General features: G+C 69.5%; 11 protein-coding genes. 5 read left to right on the forward strand and 6 right to left on the reverse strand.

Annotation, left to right across the window (positions count from 1 at the left end):
- The first annotated feature begins 205 nt into the window (after nt 1–205).
- Complete coding sequence (locus AB6A69_RS05015) at nt 206–2,656, forward strand: FAD-dependent oxidoreductase (protein ID WP_371059961.1); 2,451 nt, start codon at nt 206–208, stop codon at nt 2,654–2,656.
- Between the two features lie 947 nt (nt 2,657–3,603).
- Here the strand turns inward: AB6A69_RS05015 and AB6A69_RS05020 are convergent.
- The 6 genes from AB6A69_RS05020 to AB6A69_RS05045 form a co-directional block, all read right to left on the reverse strand.
- Nucleotides 3,604–4,089, reverse strand: a complete 486-nt coding sequence (locus AB6A69_RS05020) for a chemotaxis protein CheW (protein ID WP_371055757.1) — start codon at nt 4,087–4,089, stop codon at nt 3,604–3,606.
- A gap of 66 nt (nt 4,090–4,155) precedes the next feature.
- Nucleotides 4,156–6,192 carry a methyl-accepting chemotaxis protein gene (locus tag AB6A69_RS05025; RefSeq protein ID WP_371059962.1) on the reverse strand — a complete coding sequence of 679 codons (2,037 nt, stop codon included), beginning with the start codon at nt 6,190–6,192 and terminating at the stop codon, nt 4,156–4,158.
- A 93-nt stretch (nt 6,193–6,285) separates the two neighbouring features.
- Complete coding sequence (locus AB6A69_RS05030) at nt 6,286–6,777, reverse strand: chemotaxis protein CheW (protein ID WP_371059963.1); 492 nt, start codon at nt 6,775–6,777, stop codon at nt 6,286–6,288.
- 12 nt (nt 6,778–6,789) lie between these two features.
- Nucleotides 6,790–8,820, reverse strand: a complete 2,031-nt coding sequence (locus AB6A69_RS05035; RefSeq protein ID WP_371059964.1) for a chemotaxis protein CheA — start codon at nt 8,818–8,820, stop codon at nt 6,790–6,792.
- A 5-nt stretch (nt 8,821–8,825) separates the two neighbouring features.
- On the reverse strand, nt 8,826–9,191 hold the full coding sequence (locus AB6A69_RS05040) for a response regulator (protein WP_371036832.1): 366 nt from the start codon (nt 9,189–9,191) through the stop codon (nt 8,826–8,828).
- Between the two features lie 216 nt (nt 9,192–9,407).
- On the reverse strand, nt 9,408–10,970 hold the full coding sequence (locus AB6A69_RS05045) for a hypothetical protein (RefSeq protein ID WP_371059965.1): 1,563 nt from the start codon (nt 10,968–10,970) through the stop codon (nt 9,408–9,410).
- 218 nt (nt 10,971–11,188) lie between these two features.
- Between AB6A69_RS05045 and AB6A69_RS05050 the strand changes: the two genes are divergently transcribed.
- Genes AB6A69_RS05050 through AB6A69_RS05065 form a run of 4 tightly spaced genes read left to right on the forward strand, consistent with a single transcriptional unit; the run spans nt 11,189 to nt 15,730 of the window.
- Nucleotides 11,189–11,461 carry a hypothetical protein gene (locus AB6A69_RS05050; protein ID WP_371059966.1) on the forward strand — a complete coding sequence of 91 codons (273 nt, stop codon included), beginning with the start codon at nt 11,189–11,191 and terminating at the stop codon, nt 11,459–11,461.
- A gap of 49 nt (nt 11,462–11,510) precedes the next feature.
- Entirely contained in the window at nt 11,511–13,736 is a 2,226-nt protein-coding gene (locus AB6A69_RS05055) for a methyl-accepting chemotaxis protein (RefSeq protein ID WP_371059967.1), read from the forward strand.
- A gap of 21 nt (nt 13,737–13,757) precedes the next feature.
- Nucleotides 13,758–14,654: a protein-glutamate O-methyltransferase CheR gene (locus AB6A69_RS05060; protein WP_371059968.1), complete on the forward strand. Its 897-nt coding sequence runs from the start codon at nt 13,758–13,760 to the stop codon at nt 14,652–14,654.
- Nucleotides 14,654–15,730: a chemotaxis response regulator protein-glutamate methylesterase gene (locus AB6A69_RS05065; RefSeq protein WP_371059969.1), complete on the forward strand. Its 1,077-nt coding sequence runs from the start codon at nt 14,654–14,656 to the stop codon at nt 15,728–15,730. The genes AB6A69_RS05060 and AB6A69_RS05065 overlap by 1 nt, the downstream gene beginning before the upstream one ends.
- Nucleotides 15,731–16,370: the final 640 nt, after the last annotated feature.

Here is a 16,370-nt window from a genome sequence, read left to right on the forward strand (position 1 = left end):
CGCCCTCGACGGGGCGACGCAGGTCGCGAAACGCGGCGCACCCCCGTGCGCGGGCCATGGTGCGCCCCCGGCCGGCCTGCCCCGAAGCGCCGGGGCTGTCGGGCGGGGTAAGCGACGGGGCGCGCGCGGAGCTCGCGATGCCGGCAGGGTTGACGCGACACCGTCCTCCCGTCACCCCGCTCGGCTCCGCTTCGGGACGAACGACATGACCGCGCTTCCCCGCGAGGCCCGGGCCGTCATCATCGGCGGAGGGGTGTCCGGCTGCTCGGTCGCCTACCACCTTGCGAAGGCGGGCTGGACCGACATCGTCCTTCTGGAACGCAAGCGGCTGACCAGCGGCACGACTTGGCATGCGGCCGGCCTAATCGGTCAGCTGCGCAACAGCCAGAACATGACCCGCCTCGCCAGGTATTCGACCGAGCTTTACACCCGGCTCGAGGACGAAACCGGCATGGCGACAGGCTTTCGCCAGACCGGATCGATCACCGTCGCGCTGACCTCCCACCGCAAGGAGGAGCTGCTGCGCACCGCCGGCATGGCGCGGGTCTTCGGCGTCGAGGTCGAGGAGCTGGGGCCGGCCGACGTGAAGGCGATGTATCCGCATCTGAACACCGAGGGCGTCACCGCCGGTGTCTGGCTGCCGAAGGACGGGCAGGCCGATCCCGCCAACATCGCGCTGGCGCTCGCGCGGGGCGCGCGCGACCGGGGCGCGACCATCGCCGAGAACGTGAAGGTCACGGGTGTCGGCGTGAAGGAGGGGCGCGTCACCGGCGTGTCGTGGCAGAGCGGCGCGGAACAGGGCCATATCGCGGCCGACGTCGTGGTGAACTGCGCGGGGATGTGGGCGCGCGAACTGGCCGCGCAGTCGGGCGTCGCCGTGCCCCTGCACGCCTGCGAGCATTTCTACATCGTCACCGAGGGCATCGAAGGATTGGGCCGGTTGCCCGTCCTGCGGGTGCCCGACGAATGCGCGTATTACAAGGAGGACGCCGGCAAGATGATGCTCGGCGCCTTCGAGCCGCGCGCCAAGCCCTGGGGGATGGGCGGCATCCCCGAAGATTTCGAATTCGACCAGCTGCCCGAGGATTTCGACCATTTCGAGCCGATCCTCGAGACCGCGGTCGCGCGGATGCCGATGCTGGCGACGGCCGGTATCCACACCTTCTTCAACGGGCCCGAAAGCTTCACGCCCGACGACCGCTACTATCTGGGCGAGGCGCCGGAGCTTCGGGGCTACTGGGTGGCGGCGGGCTACAACTCCATCGGGATCGTCTCGTCCGGGGGCGCCGGCATGGCGCTTGCGCACTGGATCACGGAAGGCGAGCCGCCTTTCGACCTGTGGGAGGTCGATATCCGCCGCGCCCAGCCCTTTCAGCGCAACTGCCGCTACCTGCGCGAGCGCGTGTCCGAGACGCTGGGCCTGCTCTACGCCGATCACTACCCGAACCGCCAGCCGGTGACGGCCCGCGGCGTGCGTCGCTCGCCGGTGCACGAGCATCTGAAGGCCGCCGGCGCGGTCTTCGGCGAAACGGCCGGCTGGGAGCGCGCCAACTGGTTCGCCGACCCCGGTCAGGAGCGGGCCTATCGCTACGACTGGGGCGGGCAGAACTGGTTCGCCAACGCCCGGGCCGAGCACATCGCGCTGCGCGAGGGCGTGGGGCTGATCGACATGACCTCTTTCGGCAAGATCCGGGTGGAGGGGCGCGACGCCTGCGCCTTTCTTCAGCGCGTCTGCGCCGGGCAGCTCGACGTGGCGGCGGGGCGCATCGTCTACACGCAGATGCTGAACGCCCGTGGCGGCATCGAAAGCGACCTGACGGTGACCCGGCTGGGCGAGACGAGCTATCTTCTGGTCGTCCCGGCGGCCACGCTGCAACGCGATCTGGCATGGCTGCGCCGTCACGCAGGCGAGCGCGCGGTGGCGATCGTCGACATGACCTCGGGCGAGGCCGTCTTCTCGCTCATGGGGCCGCTGTCGCGCGCTGTGCTTGCAGGCTGTTCACCGGACGATTTCTCGAACGCGGCGCATCCCTTCGGCACGGCGCGGGACATCGAGATCGGCCTCGGGATCGCCCGTGCGCATCGCGTGAGCTATGTCGGCGAGCTTGGCTGGGAGATCTACGCGCCCTGCGATCAGGCCGCCCATGTGTTCGAGACGCTGGTCGAGGCCGGCGCGGCGCAAGGGCTCAGGCTCTGCGGCATTCACGCGATGAATTCCTGCCGCCTCGAGAAGGCGTTCCGGCATTACGGGCATGATATCACCGACGAGGATCACGTGATCGAGGCGGGGCTGGGTTTCGCGGTGAAGACGCGGAAGGGGGACTTCATCGGCCGCGAGGCCGTGCTGCGCAAGCTGGAGACGGGCCCGGAGCGGCGTCTAGTGCAATTTCGGCTCGAGGATCCCGAAATCCACCTGCATCACAACGAGCCGCTGCTGCGCGACGGCGAGATCGTGGGGTTTCTCGCCTCCGGCGGCTATGGCCACGCCCTGGGGGCGGCGGTCGGGCTCGGCTATGTGCCCTGCACCCGTCCCGGAGAACCGGCGGCCGAGATGCTGGCCGCCTCCTACGCGGTCGAGGTCGCGGGACGCCGTGTGCCCGCCCACGCGAGCCTGACGCCGATGTACGACCCCAAGGCGCTGAGGGTGAAAACCTGACGGCTGAAGCGGGAAACGGTGGGTCCTGGCCCGATACCGGCATGGCCGGCGCCAGCGGCCCGCGGGTGTCCTCGTGCGCGGCGCTCGCCCGCTGCGCGGGGCCGGCATTCGGGCCGTGTTGCCGGGAGGCGCGCTCCCGCGCTGCCCCGTCGCGCGGGCGGCGTGGACATCGCCGCCGCCTCGGCACGTGTCGTCGCGGGCCCAGGCGTCCGCACGGATCCGCATCTCGCGCCCCATGCGCACCGCGCGGCTGTCCCGCCTCGCCGGTCCCGTCTGGGCGCATCGAAAGGAGCTGGCCCGCGATGGGGGCGTTCCATGCCGCCAGACGCCACCCACGGCATCGAAGGCGGCGCGCCCGAGATCATGGATCTCATTCCTCGGCGCGCGACGCCCGGGGGCTTGCGGTCCGGTCAGCCCGCGCCGTCCCCGCCCGGGGACGTGGCGCTGCCCCCGTGTGCGCCCTTGGGCATGGCCGGTTCCGCCCTGGAATTTGCCCGGGGAGGATGTCGAGGACGCTCGGCCCGAAGCAGGCCACCGAAAAATCCGGTCGAACGAAGCAGCACGACCGCCCGGCGGCCTGTCGCTTCGGTCGCCGTGGTGGGCGCGCCCCGCCCCTGCCTGTCAGTGTCACCGGCAAGGGGCCATGACGCGGACGAGCGGCGCGATTGGCCACGGGGACGTGGATGCCGTCATCTTCGCGCGCTCGACGGAGGGGTGGCCGTTATCTTCAGGACGCGATGCAAGGCGACGCGAAGGATCAATTCCTCGCGATCCGGGTTGGACGGGTCTTTCGGGCGCAACCCGTGCCGCAGTCCTTCGCCAGGGCCCATCGAAAGCTCGCGAAAGCCCCGATCATTCCCGGCGCGGGGGCCGTTCCGGGAGGCGCCGGTCCTGGCGGGATTGCCTTCGCCCGAAGGCGTCGAGCGCCGGCGCCCTCGCGCCGATGCCTAGAGCGGCCAACCGCCGCCCGCCCCGAGCGCCGCGTTGCCATCCAGCGCCAGTGCAAGGCGGCCATCGATCCGCGTGATGGCGCGCACCGCTCCGCCGGACTGCCCGTATTCGGCCGGTTCGAAGGCGTCCGGGGCGATCTCGATCACGCTCTCGACGCGGTCGACGCGCAGGCCTCTCGGACGATCCCCGCCTCCATCGAGCACGAGGATTCGGCCTTCGCCGCCGGCCGGGCTCCTCGGCAGGCCAAGCCGGACGGCCAGGTCCGCAACCTCGATCGCGCGGCCGCGAAGGTCTATGAGGCCGAGGACGTCGGACCCGGCGCCGGGCAGGGGAGACATCCGCGCCATGTCGAGGATTTCGCGCACATGCGCGACGTCGAGCACGAAGAGCTGGTCATCGAGGCTCAGAACGACATAGGCCCGCGCCTCCTGCTCTTCTGGCCGGGACGGGATGGTGTCGGTTGCGTCATTGTCGATGGTCATGGCGGTCTTCCGGAGAGGGGCGTGGAGAAATGCCGGGCCGGGCTGGTGCCCGGCCCGGCGCAAGCGTCAATTGCGGGCGAAATCGGCGTCGGTCATGTCGTCGTAGCCGAGATCCAGCGCCACGCCGTTGGTCGGCCCGTGACCCGTGCCGGATGCCGGGGCCGTCGCGGCGCGCGACCCCCGGTCGGCCAGGTCGATGCTCTTGCGCGATCCTTCCTTCCGGGGACTCTGAGCCTCTTTGGCGCCGACCGGGACGGAGGGGGCATTTCTGGCCTCCGCCGAAGCCGTGCGCGCGGCATGGTGCCGCTCCGCCGTGCCGGTGCTGAAGAAGGCGAGGACGGCGCGGACCTGTTCGGACTGGGCGGCCAGCGCCTCCGCCACCGAGGCCGCCTCGGTCGCGGCGGAGGCATTCTGCTGGATCACACTGTCGAGTTGGCGGATGGCGTCGTTGATCTGATCGGCGCCGGTGCTTTGCTCGCGCGATGCCGCCGAGATCTCCTGCACGAGGTCCGCGGTGCGCCGGATCGAGGGGACGAGCGACTTGAGCGTCTGGCCGGCTGTTTCGCTCGCCTCGACCGTCGCGCCGGACATGCCCGAAATCTCGGTGGCGGCCTGCTGGCTTCGTTCGGCCAGCTTGCGCACCTCGGAGGCGACGACGGCGAAGCCCTTGCCGTGCTGGCCGGCGCGCGCGGCTTCCACGGCGGCGTTGAGGGCCAGCAGATCGGTCTGGCGCGCGATTTCCTGGATGATCGTGATCTTCTCCGCGATCGTCTTCATCCGGGTCACCGCGGCATCGACGGCCTGTCCACCCTCTTCGGCCTCGCGCGCGGCCTGTTCGGCGATCTTCTCGGTTTGCGCGGCGTTGTCGGCCGCCTGCCGGATCGTGGCGGTCATCTGCTCCATGGCGCTGCTGGCCTGTTCCGCGGCCGACGCCTGCTCCGTCGCGCCCTGGCTGATCTGCTCGGAGGCGACGCCGGCCGATTGCGCCCCTTCGGCCACTTGCGCCGACGCGGCCTGCACCTCGCTCACCACGTCGCGCAGCTTGACCGCCATGCGGTCGAGCGCACCGAGAAGTCGCCCGATCTCGTCGCGCGAGGTCGTGGAGGCGTCGACCGTCAGGTCGCCGTCGGCCACCTGCTCGGCCACGTGAAGTGCGCGGCCGAGACCGCGCGTGATGCTGCGCACGGTGAGTGCGGCCAGCAGCGCCAGCGCCACGACGATCGCCCCCGTCAGCCACCAGAGCGTGTTCTGCGCCTCGGCCGCGGCGGCCCGCACTTCCGCCCGGACGGCGGACCTGTCGGCGTCGATCGCCTCCCGCAACGTGCCGATCGCCTCGGTAGGCAGGATGGTGGCCGCGTCGAGGTCGGCCCGGGCCGCGCTGACGTTGCCAACGCCCTCGGCATAAGCCTCGAAGGCCGAAACGTAGCCGTTCCTCGCCTCGCGCAGCGCGGCGCGCTCGCCCGCGGGCAGCGCGAGCGCCGTGTCCAGCCGGGCGGCGAACGCCTCCGCCGCGTCCTGGAATTCCCGGATTGCCGCATCGTCCCGGATGGTGATGAACGTGCGTTCGTGGCCTTGCAACCGCAGGCCCAGGGCCCGCAGTTGAGCGTCGTCCACGTTTACCAGCCTGTTGTCCAGCGCTTGTCGTGCTGCCGCCAGTTCGGCGCGCAACCCCATGCTCCAGTCAAAGCCGCGTTCCGCGATCCGCGCGGACAGTCGCGCGACGGCGTCGCCATAACCGCGTATCTGCGCGTCCACGGTTTCCAGCGCGGCGCGCGTGTCGTCCTGGTGGTCCATGAGCAGGGCGCGAAGCGCCTCCAACGGCCGGGTCTTGGCGTCAAGCGCCGCCTCCGCGACCGCGAGGCGCTCGTTTCCCGGCGCGAGTTCAAAGCCTCGCACGGCGATGACGGAGTCGGAAAAAGCCTCGTCGAGCGCGGATGCGAGAGACACTTGCTCGGTATACTTGTCGTAGCGCGCATCGAGCCGGTCGGTGGTCGCTCGGGTCTGCACGAAAAGCGCCACGGATGCGATCACGCCGAGCACGCCGAAGGCGCCAAGCAGGGAGACCTTCAGTTTCACGCTCAGATTATCAAGGGGGTTCTTCATTGGGTAGGTCTTTCAGTTGGCAATCAAGAGACGCGGCACCGCCTTCGGCGACGCGCGCAGTAGGGCGAAATGCGGTTCGATCCCGGGAGAGGCTCAGCCGGCTTCGGTGTCCGGGTCGAACACGGCATCGGGGGATAGAAGGATCACGACGCCCTGGGCATCGCGACAGACACCCTTGACGAGCGAGGCGGGCCAGCGGCTGCCCAGCTCCGGCAAGGGCTCTAGTGCGCCTGTATCGACCTCCAGCACGTTTTCCACCGCGTCGGCCTCGATGGCGAGGCGTTGGGGCCCGACCGGCAGCGTGACCTCGATCACGACCAGTCGCAGGGTGGCCGGCGCCTCGGCCGGCGCGGGAATGCGCAGGCGTCGGCGGATGTCGATCACCGGCGTGATGACGCCACGGACGTTCACCAGCAGGCGGGCGTGGGGCGCTGCATGGGGCACCGGGGTCGCCGGAACCGGATCGATCACTTCTGCCACAGTCGTGACCGGCAGCGCGAACCGTTCGCCGGCGAGGTGGAAGACAAGCAGCGTGGCAAGCCCCGTGGGCGCCTCGGCCACGATGTCGGGATGCGTGTCGGCCATGGCGGGATCCTTTCAGGCGGCGTCGGGCGCGACGGGCGTGCTGCGCGACAGGCCACGGCAGAGCGTGGCCACATCGATGATGAGCGCGATGGATCCGTCGCCAAGGATGGTGGCCCCGGACAGTCCGGAGATGCCGCGATGATAGGGGCTGAGCGGTTTGATGACCGTCTGGTTCTGGCCGAGGATGTCGTCGACCACGAGGCCCAGGCGGGCGCCATCCGCCCGCACGACCACGACACGCCGGCGCGCGTCGGGATCCGCCGCGAGGCCCAGCGCGTCGTCCAGCGCGACGAAGGGTATCAACGTGTCGCGGATCTGCAGCGTGCGGCGCCCGCTGTCGCGCAGGGTGTCGGAGGGGTCCATCTCGACGCATTCGTCGATGACCGCCAGCGGAACCACCAGCACCGAGTCGCCCAGCCGCACCAGCAACCCGTCCATGATGGCCATCGTCATCGGAAGCCGAAGCGTGACGCGGGTGCCCTGACCGCGGGACGAGGTGACCTCGACGCCGCCGTTCAGCCCGTTGATGGTGCTGCGCACTGCGTCCATTCCCACACCGCGGCCCGAGACGGAAGAGAGCGTCTGCGCCGTCGAGAAGCCGGGCGCGAAGATCATCTGCTGCAGTTCCGCCTCGGTCGGCGCAGCCTCCGGTGCCAGCAGGCCGCGATCGACCGCGCGGGTCCGGATCGCCTCCGTGTCGAGGCCGCCGCCATCGTCTTCCAGCGTGATCAATACCTCGCCGCCCTCCTGGCGGGCGTTGAGGCGCAGGGTGCCGCGCGCGGGCTTGCCAGCGGCGAGCCGGTCCTCGGTCGGCTCGAACCCGTGGTCCATGGAATTGCGGATCATGTGCACGAGGGGTTCGGTAAGCTGGTCGAGCACGGTCTTGTCGAGCTCCGTCTCGCCCCCGGTGGCGACGAGGTCGACCTCCTTGCCGAGTTCGGCGGCAAGGTCGCGCACCACCCTGCGAAATTTTCCGAAAACGCCTTCGATGGGCAGCATCCGGATCGAGAGGGTTTCCTCCCTCATGCCCGTGACGAGACGCTCGACCGTTTCAACCACGGTCTCGAGCTCGGAATGTCCGACATCGGCGGCCAGCTTGTGCAGGCGCGACTGGGCGATCACCAGTTCCCCGAGCTGATCCATGATGCGGTCGAGCTTGGCGGATGCCACGCGCAGGCTGTCGGCGGGCCGGTTTTGCCCCGGCCGCGCCGCCGGTTGGGCCGGTCCGTCCGCGCGGGGCGACGACATGCTTGCGGACGGGGCTTCTGCGCGCGTCCGCGCGTCGGTACCGGATGCGCCGGGCGCCGCCTCGGACGGCTCTTCCAGCGGCTCGATTTCGAGGGTCGCGTCGTCGGCGAAGATGAACACGCCCTCGATCTCCGCCCGCGGCCGGTCCGTACGAAGCACGACCTCCCAGGCAAGATAACTGTCCTCGGGGGTCATCGCCTCGAGCGTCGGAACCGCGGTGGTGTCGAGCGTGACGTCGAGCGCACCGAGCGACGCCAGTTCCTCGATCAGAAGATCCGGGCGCATGCCCTGGCGCAACGCCTCCCGGTCGGGGCGGAAACGGATATGCCAGCGCCGCGCGCGATCGGCGGCCACCGCGTCATGTCGGGTGGGGGCAGGGGGCGAAGATGTCTCCGACGTCTCGCCGGTGACCCGTGCCAGAGCCTCGAGCAGGCGCGCCGCCTCGGGCGACGTGTCGGGCTCATCCGCAGCGTCGCCGTCTGCGCCGGCCTCGAGCAGCCCGATCATGTGGTCGCGCGCACGCAGGCACAAGTCGACAAGCGACGGATCGACGGTGAGATGACCCGCGCGCAGCTGATCGAAGGCCTCCTCGAAATGGTGGGTGAACCGGCTGAGATCGGTAAACCCGAACATCGCTCCGGATCCCTTTATCGTGTGCAGGGTGCGGAATACGGCATCCAGACGCTCGGGATCCGCGTTCGCCTCGAGGTCCAGAAGCTGACCTTCGAGGCCCTCGAGCAGATCGCGGGCCTCCTGAACGAAGCTGGCGATGGCGGGGTTGATCTCGGCAGACATGGCGATCACCCCAGCAACTTGTTGACGACGGCCGTCAGCATGTCGGCGTCGAAGGGCTTGTTGATCCAGCCGGTCGCGCCCAGCGCCTTGCCGCGGCTCTTGGCGGCGGGGTCCGACTCGGTCGACAGCATCACGATCGGAACCCCGGCATTGGCCGCCGAGCCGCGCGCCTGCTCGATGAATTCGAACCCGTTCATGTTGGGCATGTTGAGGTCGGTGATGACCAGATCGATCTTCTGGGAGGTGAAAGCCGACAGCCCCTCCGCGCCGTCAGCCGCCCCGACGACCCGGAAACCTTTCTGGCCGAGGGTGAAGGCCACCATGTCGCGGACCGATTTGCTGTCATCGACCGTGAGAACCGTACGTGTCATCTTGCTGTCCTCCGAAGGACGCGACGCCAATTATGGCGAAGCGCAGTGTGGCCATCTTCGAAACCGGGCATTTGCGGCGTGCGTCCGACCTCTGACCGCAGCCGCATATGATGCGGCACCTCGTCGTGTCAAAACCCCTGAGTTCCGGTTTTATTTCTAATTTTCATATACTTGTCATTCGATTCCCTTGGGCGCGCATGCAGCGACGCCGGAGGCTCAGAACAGAATGTCATCGAGGGATTGCGAAGCGGGCGCTGTCGCCTTCAACGCGGCCGTACCGTCCAGCCCCGCGTGCACATCCCTCTCGCTTTGCATCGTGTAGATCGCATTCAACGGTGCGAGGCTTTCGAGGGCGGCGCCTGACAAGGGGGTCGCTGGCTCCATCGCGCGGCCGCAGCGGCGCAGCGCCTCGACCGCTTCGGGCAGGATGGCCAGGGCGCCGAGCCCTTCCTCGACGGCGTTGGACAGCGTCGCGGCGTCCGCGCGCGCGCTGTCACGCAAGGCGGCAAGGTCGGATACGCCCTTGGCGACGTCATCGTGGCGCGCGCGCGCCGCGGCGAGGCTTTGGTGCAGCTCGGCGGCGCGATCCTCCAGGCGCGACAGGGTCGCGCTTTCGATCAGTGCATCGACATGGGAGAAGGCCGTCTTGCAGGCGTCGGCTTGCGCGCTGCACCGGGCCGCCGTTTCCTGGACCGTGCGCGACAGGACGTCCATGGCCGCCTTCGACATGCCGCTGCGATCGGCCAGCAATCCCGCGTTGATCGATGCGAGGGTGATACCCTCGGCGGTGTCGAGGAGCCGCGCGAAATCGGAGCGCGCTTCGGACACGCGGGTGCGCACGGCGCCCGCAGCTTCCAGGGCCGCGGCCAGCGCGGGGCCCAGCAACCGCTCCAGCCGTTCGGCCTGCGCCAGTTCTGTCGACAGGCCCTCGATCAGGGCCTCGGCTTCGCCACCGATGTCGCCGGCCAGCATCTGGGCGGCGTTGCGCCCGTTTTCCCGCATCCGCGAAAGCGCGGTCCGCAAACGGCGCAGCACCTCATCGGTGTCGGCGCAAGCCGCTGCGATCTGCGCCGAGGCGAGCGCGCGGGCGGCGACCGGGTCGGCTGTGGTGCTTGAAAGAATGGTGCCGACATGGTCCAGCCGCTGCGAAAGCTCGTCGGCGTGCTGGATGCCGGCGATCAGCGCGCCGGTTTCGGTGCGGCTCGTGGCCTCCAGCCGCTCTGCAAGCCTGTCGAGGCCGTTGCTCAGTTCGCGGTTGCGATCGTGGATGTCGGCGTGACGGGCGCGCGCCGCGCCGCCGAATGATTGCGCCCCTGCCGCGCTGAGGGCCGTCGCGCCGATCTGGCCGAGCGCCGCATCCCTGCGCTCGCGAATCTCCTGGATCGTGCTTTCCAGGCTGCCGGCCGATCCGCGCAGTTCCTCTGTCATGTGGCGAAGCGATGCGACGAACCCGTTGATCTGCTCCATGCCGCTCGCATTGCCCGTGATCCGGCTCATGGTGGCGACCATGGCCAGCTGGCGTGTTTCGCGCAGGATGGCGCCGCTGGCCGAGAACGCGCCGTCAAGCCCTTCGGCAAGCGCGCCTTGACCGAGCTCCTTGGCCTGGGTGGCGAGAAGCTGCGCGATCTCCTCGCAGATGCCGGCAAGCGCATCCTGCGTGCCCGGGTCGTCGAGACGCGACAGCAGCGCGCCAAGCCCTTTCACCGCGCCGCCCACGTCGCCGAGGCTTTCGTTGGCGCCGCCGAGGCTTTGCGAAAGACGTTCGAAGGCGGCGACCACGCGGCTGCGCGCCTCCTCGGCCTGCGCCAATCCTTCCGCGACGATTTCAACCGTGTCCTTGGGCATCTCTTGCTCGCTTGGCAGCCGCTCGATGGGACGTTTCTTCCTGACACCCGTTGACATCCGGTTACCGGCCAAGCGCGCCGTCGGTCCGGCGCTGGCAAGCGATCGTTAAGCGAAGGGCGCTACCAACGGCCTCGACCGTAAAGGAGGTTGCCGTGCCCGCCGATTCGCCCGACCTGCAGATTCTCGACATCGACGCGGCCCTGGACCTGTCGGGCGCGCAGTCGGTGCATGCATCGCTCTGCGCGCGGCTCGCCGATCTCGATCCGGGCCGGCCCGTGCGGCTGGAACTCGGCGAGGGGCGGGCCACGGCGCCGGCGCTGCAGCTGCTTCAGGCGACGCGGCTTGCCCTTCAGGCGCGCGACATCGATCCGGCCCTTGGCCCTCGGGCACGGGCTGCGCTGGGCCCGCCCCCGCGAGAGACCTGATTTTTTCCTTGGTTCCGTTTCCCGGTTCGGCACGTTTCAGGAGGTTCCCATGCGCCCGACCCTAAAGGCCAAGCTGGCCGCGACTTTCACGCTCGTTCTCGTCCTCTTCGGCGCTCTCGTCTTCGTGTCGGAGCGCAATCTGAAGAACCTCGACTCCGTGCTTGACCAAATCGTCAACGGGAGCGCCGACAAAATCCTCACGGCTGCCGACATGCGCCGGCACGCGCTCGAAATGGAAATCGCGATGACCCGGCTGATCTTCGCCGACGAGCCGGCCGAACTCGAGGCGGCCGAGGCGGCAATCGCGGCTCATGCTTCCAAGCTTGACGCCGAGCTCGCGCACATGGCCGAGCGAGCCGATCCAAACTTGCTCACGCAGATGGCCGACATCCGCGGGGCGCTTGACGATCTCGACGACATACTCGGCGAAGTCGCGACGCTGTCGCGAGCTCAGACCAACACCCGCGGCCGCCGGCTTGCGCGCGATGCCGGCGAGGCTGCCGTCGCCGAAGGGACGGAGGCCGTTTCGGCCTTGCGCGGTGCCGTTGCGCGAGGCGCCGGGGTGGACGCGAACGCCATCGACGTCGCGCTCGACGAGATGGCGAACGCGTTTCTGGCCGCCCAGGGGGCGGCGCAGATGACTTTGCTCGAGGCCGATCCCGCGGAGCAGGAAGAGGCTTCGGCCAAGCTCGACGCGGCATTGGCCAGAGGGTCGGCAGCACTTGCGCGGATCGACGCCATTCTCGGGGTGACCGCCCGCGCCGAGAGGAGCGATCTGCGCGATGCCTGGGACAGGTCGGCCTCCGTCCTAGATGAGGTACGCATGCTGGCGCTGGAGAACAGCAACCGGCAGGCGGAGGCATTGGCGACGGGCCCGGCCGATGCGGCGTTCGAGCGGGCGCTCGACATCATTTCCGAGGTTTCCGCCGGCAGCCGTGCCGAGATGGTCGATGCCCAGGCCGAGGCCGATGCCACTTACGCAGGGGCCCGGTCGATGCTTTTCTCCGCCGCGGCCCTGGCGTTCATCGTCAGCCTCGCTGCCGGCGCATGGATCATGATATCGATCACTCGTGGCCTCGGTCTGGCAACGGATGTGGCGAACCGGGTCGCGCGGGGCGATCTGGACATTGCCGCGGCCAACCGACCGCGCGACGAGATCGGCGATCTCCTGCGCGCGATGGACACGATGGCCGGGGACCTGCGCGGCATGACCCGTGCAGCGGAAACCATCGCGAAGGGTGATCTGTCCGTGAGCGTCACGCGCCGCTCCGAGGTGGACGCGCTCGGCATCGCGCTCGAGGACATGCTGGCTCGTTTGCGCCAGGTCATTTCCAGTGCCGGTGCCAGTGCCGACAGTGTCGCCGCCAGCGCGCAGGAGATGAGCGCCACTGCCGAACAACTCAGCAACGGCAGCACCGAGCAGGCGGCCGCGGCAGGCCAGGCCAGCGCCTCCATGGAGGAGATGTCGGCCACCATACGCCAATCCTCCGACAACGCCGCCCAGACCGAGCAGATCGCCACCAAGTCGGCGCAGGAGGCCGAGGATAGCGGCCGCGCCGTGGACGAGGCGGTCGCCGCCATGAAGACCATCGCGGAGAAGATCACGATCATCCAGGAAATCGCGCGCCAGACCGATCTGCTGGCCCTCAACGCCGCCGTGGAAGCCGCGCGTGCCGGCCAGCACGGCAAGGGGTTCGCCGTCGTCGCCTCCGAGGTACGCAAGCTGGCCGAGCGAAGCCAGCAGGCCGCGACGGAGATTTCGTCGCTTTCGGGACGTACGCTCGATGCCAGCGCCCGGGCGGGCGAGATGCTCCGCGCGCTGGTGCCTTCGATCCAGCGCACCGCGGATCTGGTGCAGGAGATTTCGGCCGCGGCCCGGGAGCAGACCACCGGCGCTGAACAGGTCAACGAAGCGATCCGTCAACTCGACATCGTGATCCAGCAAAACGCCTCTGCCGCGACGGAGTCCGCCTCGTCCGCCGAGAATCTCGCGTCTCAGTCCGAGCAGATGCGCCAGGTGATCGGATATTTCCGCCTGTCGGACGCATCCGGAGAGGTTTCGTCGCCCGGTGCGACGACAGGGGCGTCGCCCCCGCCGCGTGGCCTGCGCCCCGCGACGGAGGCGTCCGGCTCGACCGTAACGGCCCGGGCTTCCATGCCGCCCGTCGTGGCGGGTGGTCAGGGAGTAACGCTGGATCTCGGCTCCGAGGACATCTCGGACAGCGATTTCGAGCGCTACGCGAGGGAAAACACGCGCGCGGCGGGCCGGGCCTAAGATGACAGGGGGAACATCGACGTGAGCGCGATAACGCATCGCGGGCTCGGCGGCGCGGCGGGTGCCGTCGAGACCTCTCCTCCGCCGGCGTTGACCGAGGTCCAGGCAAGCGGCTTGTGCGACATCATGCTTCGCGTTTCCGGCGTGCGGATCGATGCGGCCAAGCGCAGCTTTCTTGAGCTGCGCGTCGGGCGACGGCTTCAGGCGACGGGTGCGGCAGATTTCGACGCCTATCTCGCCCATCTGCGGGGCCCCTCGGGCGCGGCCGAGCGCCAGAACCTCGCGGAGGCGCTGGTCACCCACACCACGTCGTTCTTCCGGGAGCGGGCGCATTTCGACTGGCTTGCACAGGAGGGCATAGACCAGGTGGTGGCCTCCGGCGCAGGGCGGTCCTGGCCCCTCACGGTCTGGAGCGCCGCCTGTTCGACCGGGGCGGAGATGTGGTCGGCCGCGATGGTGCTGGATCAGGCCGCCCGGTCGCGTGCCGGCGGGCTGCGCTGGGCGGTAGTGGGCACCGACATCTCGCGCCGCATCCTGCGACGGGCCGCCACCGCGATCTTCACCGAAGACGAGATCGAAGGGCTGCCGGAGACCTTTCGCCGGCGCTATCTCATGCGGTCCCGCGCGGGACGCAGGCCGCTTTACCGCATCGTGCCGGAGTTGCGTGCGCAGGCGCGACTGGCCTGGGCGAACCTGTCAGAGCCGGCCCGTGGCCCGGCCCTGACCGCCGACATCGCCTTTCTGCGCAATGTCCTGATCTATTTCCCGCCATCCGAGCAGCCGATGATCGCGGCAGGGGTCGTGGGCCGCCTGCGGCCAGGCGGGTATCTCGTCACCGGTCACGCCGAGGGGCTGAGCCGCGTTCCAGAGGGGCTGCGGCAGGTCGCACCCACGCTCTACCGCAAGGAGGGCCCGTGATGTCCGCGCAGCCGCGGCGCCCGCTCAAGGTGCTCATCGTGGATGACAGCGCGGTGGTGCGCCAGACACTGTGCGAACTGATCGCGTCTGACCCGGGCCTGGAAGTCATGGGTGCGGCAAGCGATCCCTTCGCCGCGGCGCAGCGGCTTCGCGTTGAAAAGCCGGACGTGATCATTCTCGACGTCGAGATGCCGCGCATGGACGGGGTGACCTTTCTCAAGAAGCTCATGGCCCAACACCCGATTCCCGTGGTCATGTGCTCTTCGCTCGTGGGCGCCAATACCGCGACCCTGACCGCGGCCATGGCGGCCGGAGCCGTGGACGTGATCTGCAAGCCGCAGGTCGGCATTCGCGGCTTTCTGGAGGAAAGCCGGGTTCGCATCTGCGACGCGGTGCGCGCGGCCGCGCAGGCGCGGCTGTCGCGGTTGCGCCCGTCCGAGGTGGAGGCGAAGCTGACCGCCGACGCCATGCTTCCGCCGCCGGGAAGCAGGGCGATGGCGCGCACCACCGACAGGATCATCGCCGTCGGCGCCTCCACCGGCGGGACCGAGGCGCTGCGCCTCTTCCTGCGCCAGATGCCGGCCGGATGCCCGCCGATCGTGATCGTGCAGCACATGCCCGAGACGTTCACCGCCGCCTTCGCGCGGCGCCTCGACGGGGAGTGCGACATCTCCGTGCAGGAGGCCCGGCCGGGGGACCGCATGCTGCGCGGTCATGCCCTGATCGCCCCCGGCAACCGCCACACGATGGTCACCCGCTCGGGCGCGCATTACGGGATCGACGTGCGCGACGGGCCCCTGGTGTCGCGGCACCGCCCGTCGGTGGACGTCCTGTTTCGCTCGGTGGCGCAGAACGCGGGCTCCAACGCGGTCGGGATCATCATGACGGGCATGGGCGATGACGGCGCGCGCGGTCTGAAGGAGATGCGCGAGGCCGGCGCCCGCACCTTGGGCCAGGACGAGGACAGCTGCGTGATCTACGGGATGCCGAAGGAGGCAAGGCGCATGGGTGGCGTCGAGGAGGAACTGCCGCTTCCGCGGCTCGCCGCGGCCGCCATGAGGCTCTGCCAGGAGTGAGGCCCTTTTTGCCGCACGGCGGCGCTTTCGAAGAGAGGCGGCCCAGCCGGTGCGAGCGAGCGGTCGTCGCCCCGCACGCGCCAGCCGAGGTGGCAAGAGGAGCGATGCGCCACGCTGCATGCGTCCGGCCCCGGCAGAAAAGGCGTTACGGCGGCTGGCGCGCGCCGCATCTTGCACGCTGCCACGGGCAACGGGCAGGCCGGACATGGGGTCGCGGCAGACACCCGGCGCATCGACACCGCGCGGGCCGGGGCGCGGGAGACGGGGTCTTGTCGTCCCGATCCACCTTGTCTCGTCGGGATCTTCCACCTCCGGCGTCCGGCGGGCCTTTCCGGGCGGGCCCCGCCGGGAAGCGCCCGTTTGCCGGGCCGGGGCGGGGCCGCTTCGTTCCCGAGTCGCAAATAATCACTGTTCAATGCGCCGAGCGTTCTCCAGCACGAAACGACCCGGCGTCAGCCATCTCCCGAGTTCCGCGCTGGTTTGCGGTGGATCAATGGAACATCACCCGGGGCGGGCACACTCGGAGGGCTGCTGCCGGCGGCGGGTCGCGCCCCGCCGCGTTCGTCACGCACCTGTGACACTTGGCAGCTAATTCCTCGTCGAGCGGTCTGCCGACTCGCTCTTTCGATGCAGCACAGGG

Origin of the sequence: Rhodosalinus sp. 5P4 (assembly GCF_041365695.1) — a bacterium.
Classification (GTDB): Bacteria; Pseudomonadota; Alphaproteobacteria; order Rhodobacterales; family Rhodobacteraceae; genus Rhodosalinus.

Coding starts and splice junctions, on each gene's coding strand:
- AB6A69_RS05015 (WP_371059961.1), top strand. CDS start 206: ATGACCGCGCTTCCCCGCGAGGCCCGGGCCGTCATCATCGGCGGAGGG.
- AB6A69_RS05020 (WP_371055757.1), bottom strand. CDS start 4,089: ATGACCATCGACAATGACGCAACCGACACCATCCCGTCCCGGCCAGAA.
- AB6A69_RS05025 (WP_371059962.1), bottom strand. CDS start 6,192: ATGAAGAACCCCCTTGATAATCTGAGCGTGAAACTGAAGGTCTCCCTG.
- AB6A69_RS05030 (WP_371059963.1), bottom strand. CDS start 6,777: ATGGCCGACACGCATCCCGACATCGTGGCCGAGGCGCCCACGGGGCTT.
- AB6A69_RS05035 (WP_371059964.1), bottom strand. CDS start 8,820: ATGTCTGCCGAGATCAACCCCGCCATCGCCAGCTTCGTTCAGGAGGCC.
- AB6A69_RS05040 (WP_371036832.1), bottom strand. CDS start 9,191: ATGACACGTACGGTTCTCACGGTCGATGACAGCAAATCGGTCCGCGAC.
- AB6A69_RS05055 (WP_371059967.1), top strand. CDS start 11,511: ATGCGCCCGACCCTAAAGGCCAAGCTGGCCGCGACTTTCACGCTCGTT.
- AB6A69_RS05065 (WP_371059969.1), top strand. CDS start 14,654: ATGTCCGCGCAGCCGCGGCGCCCGCTCAAGGTGCTCATCGTGGATGAC.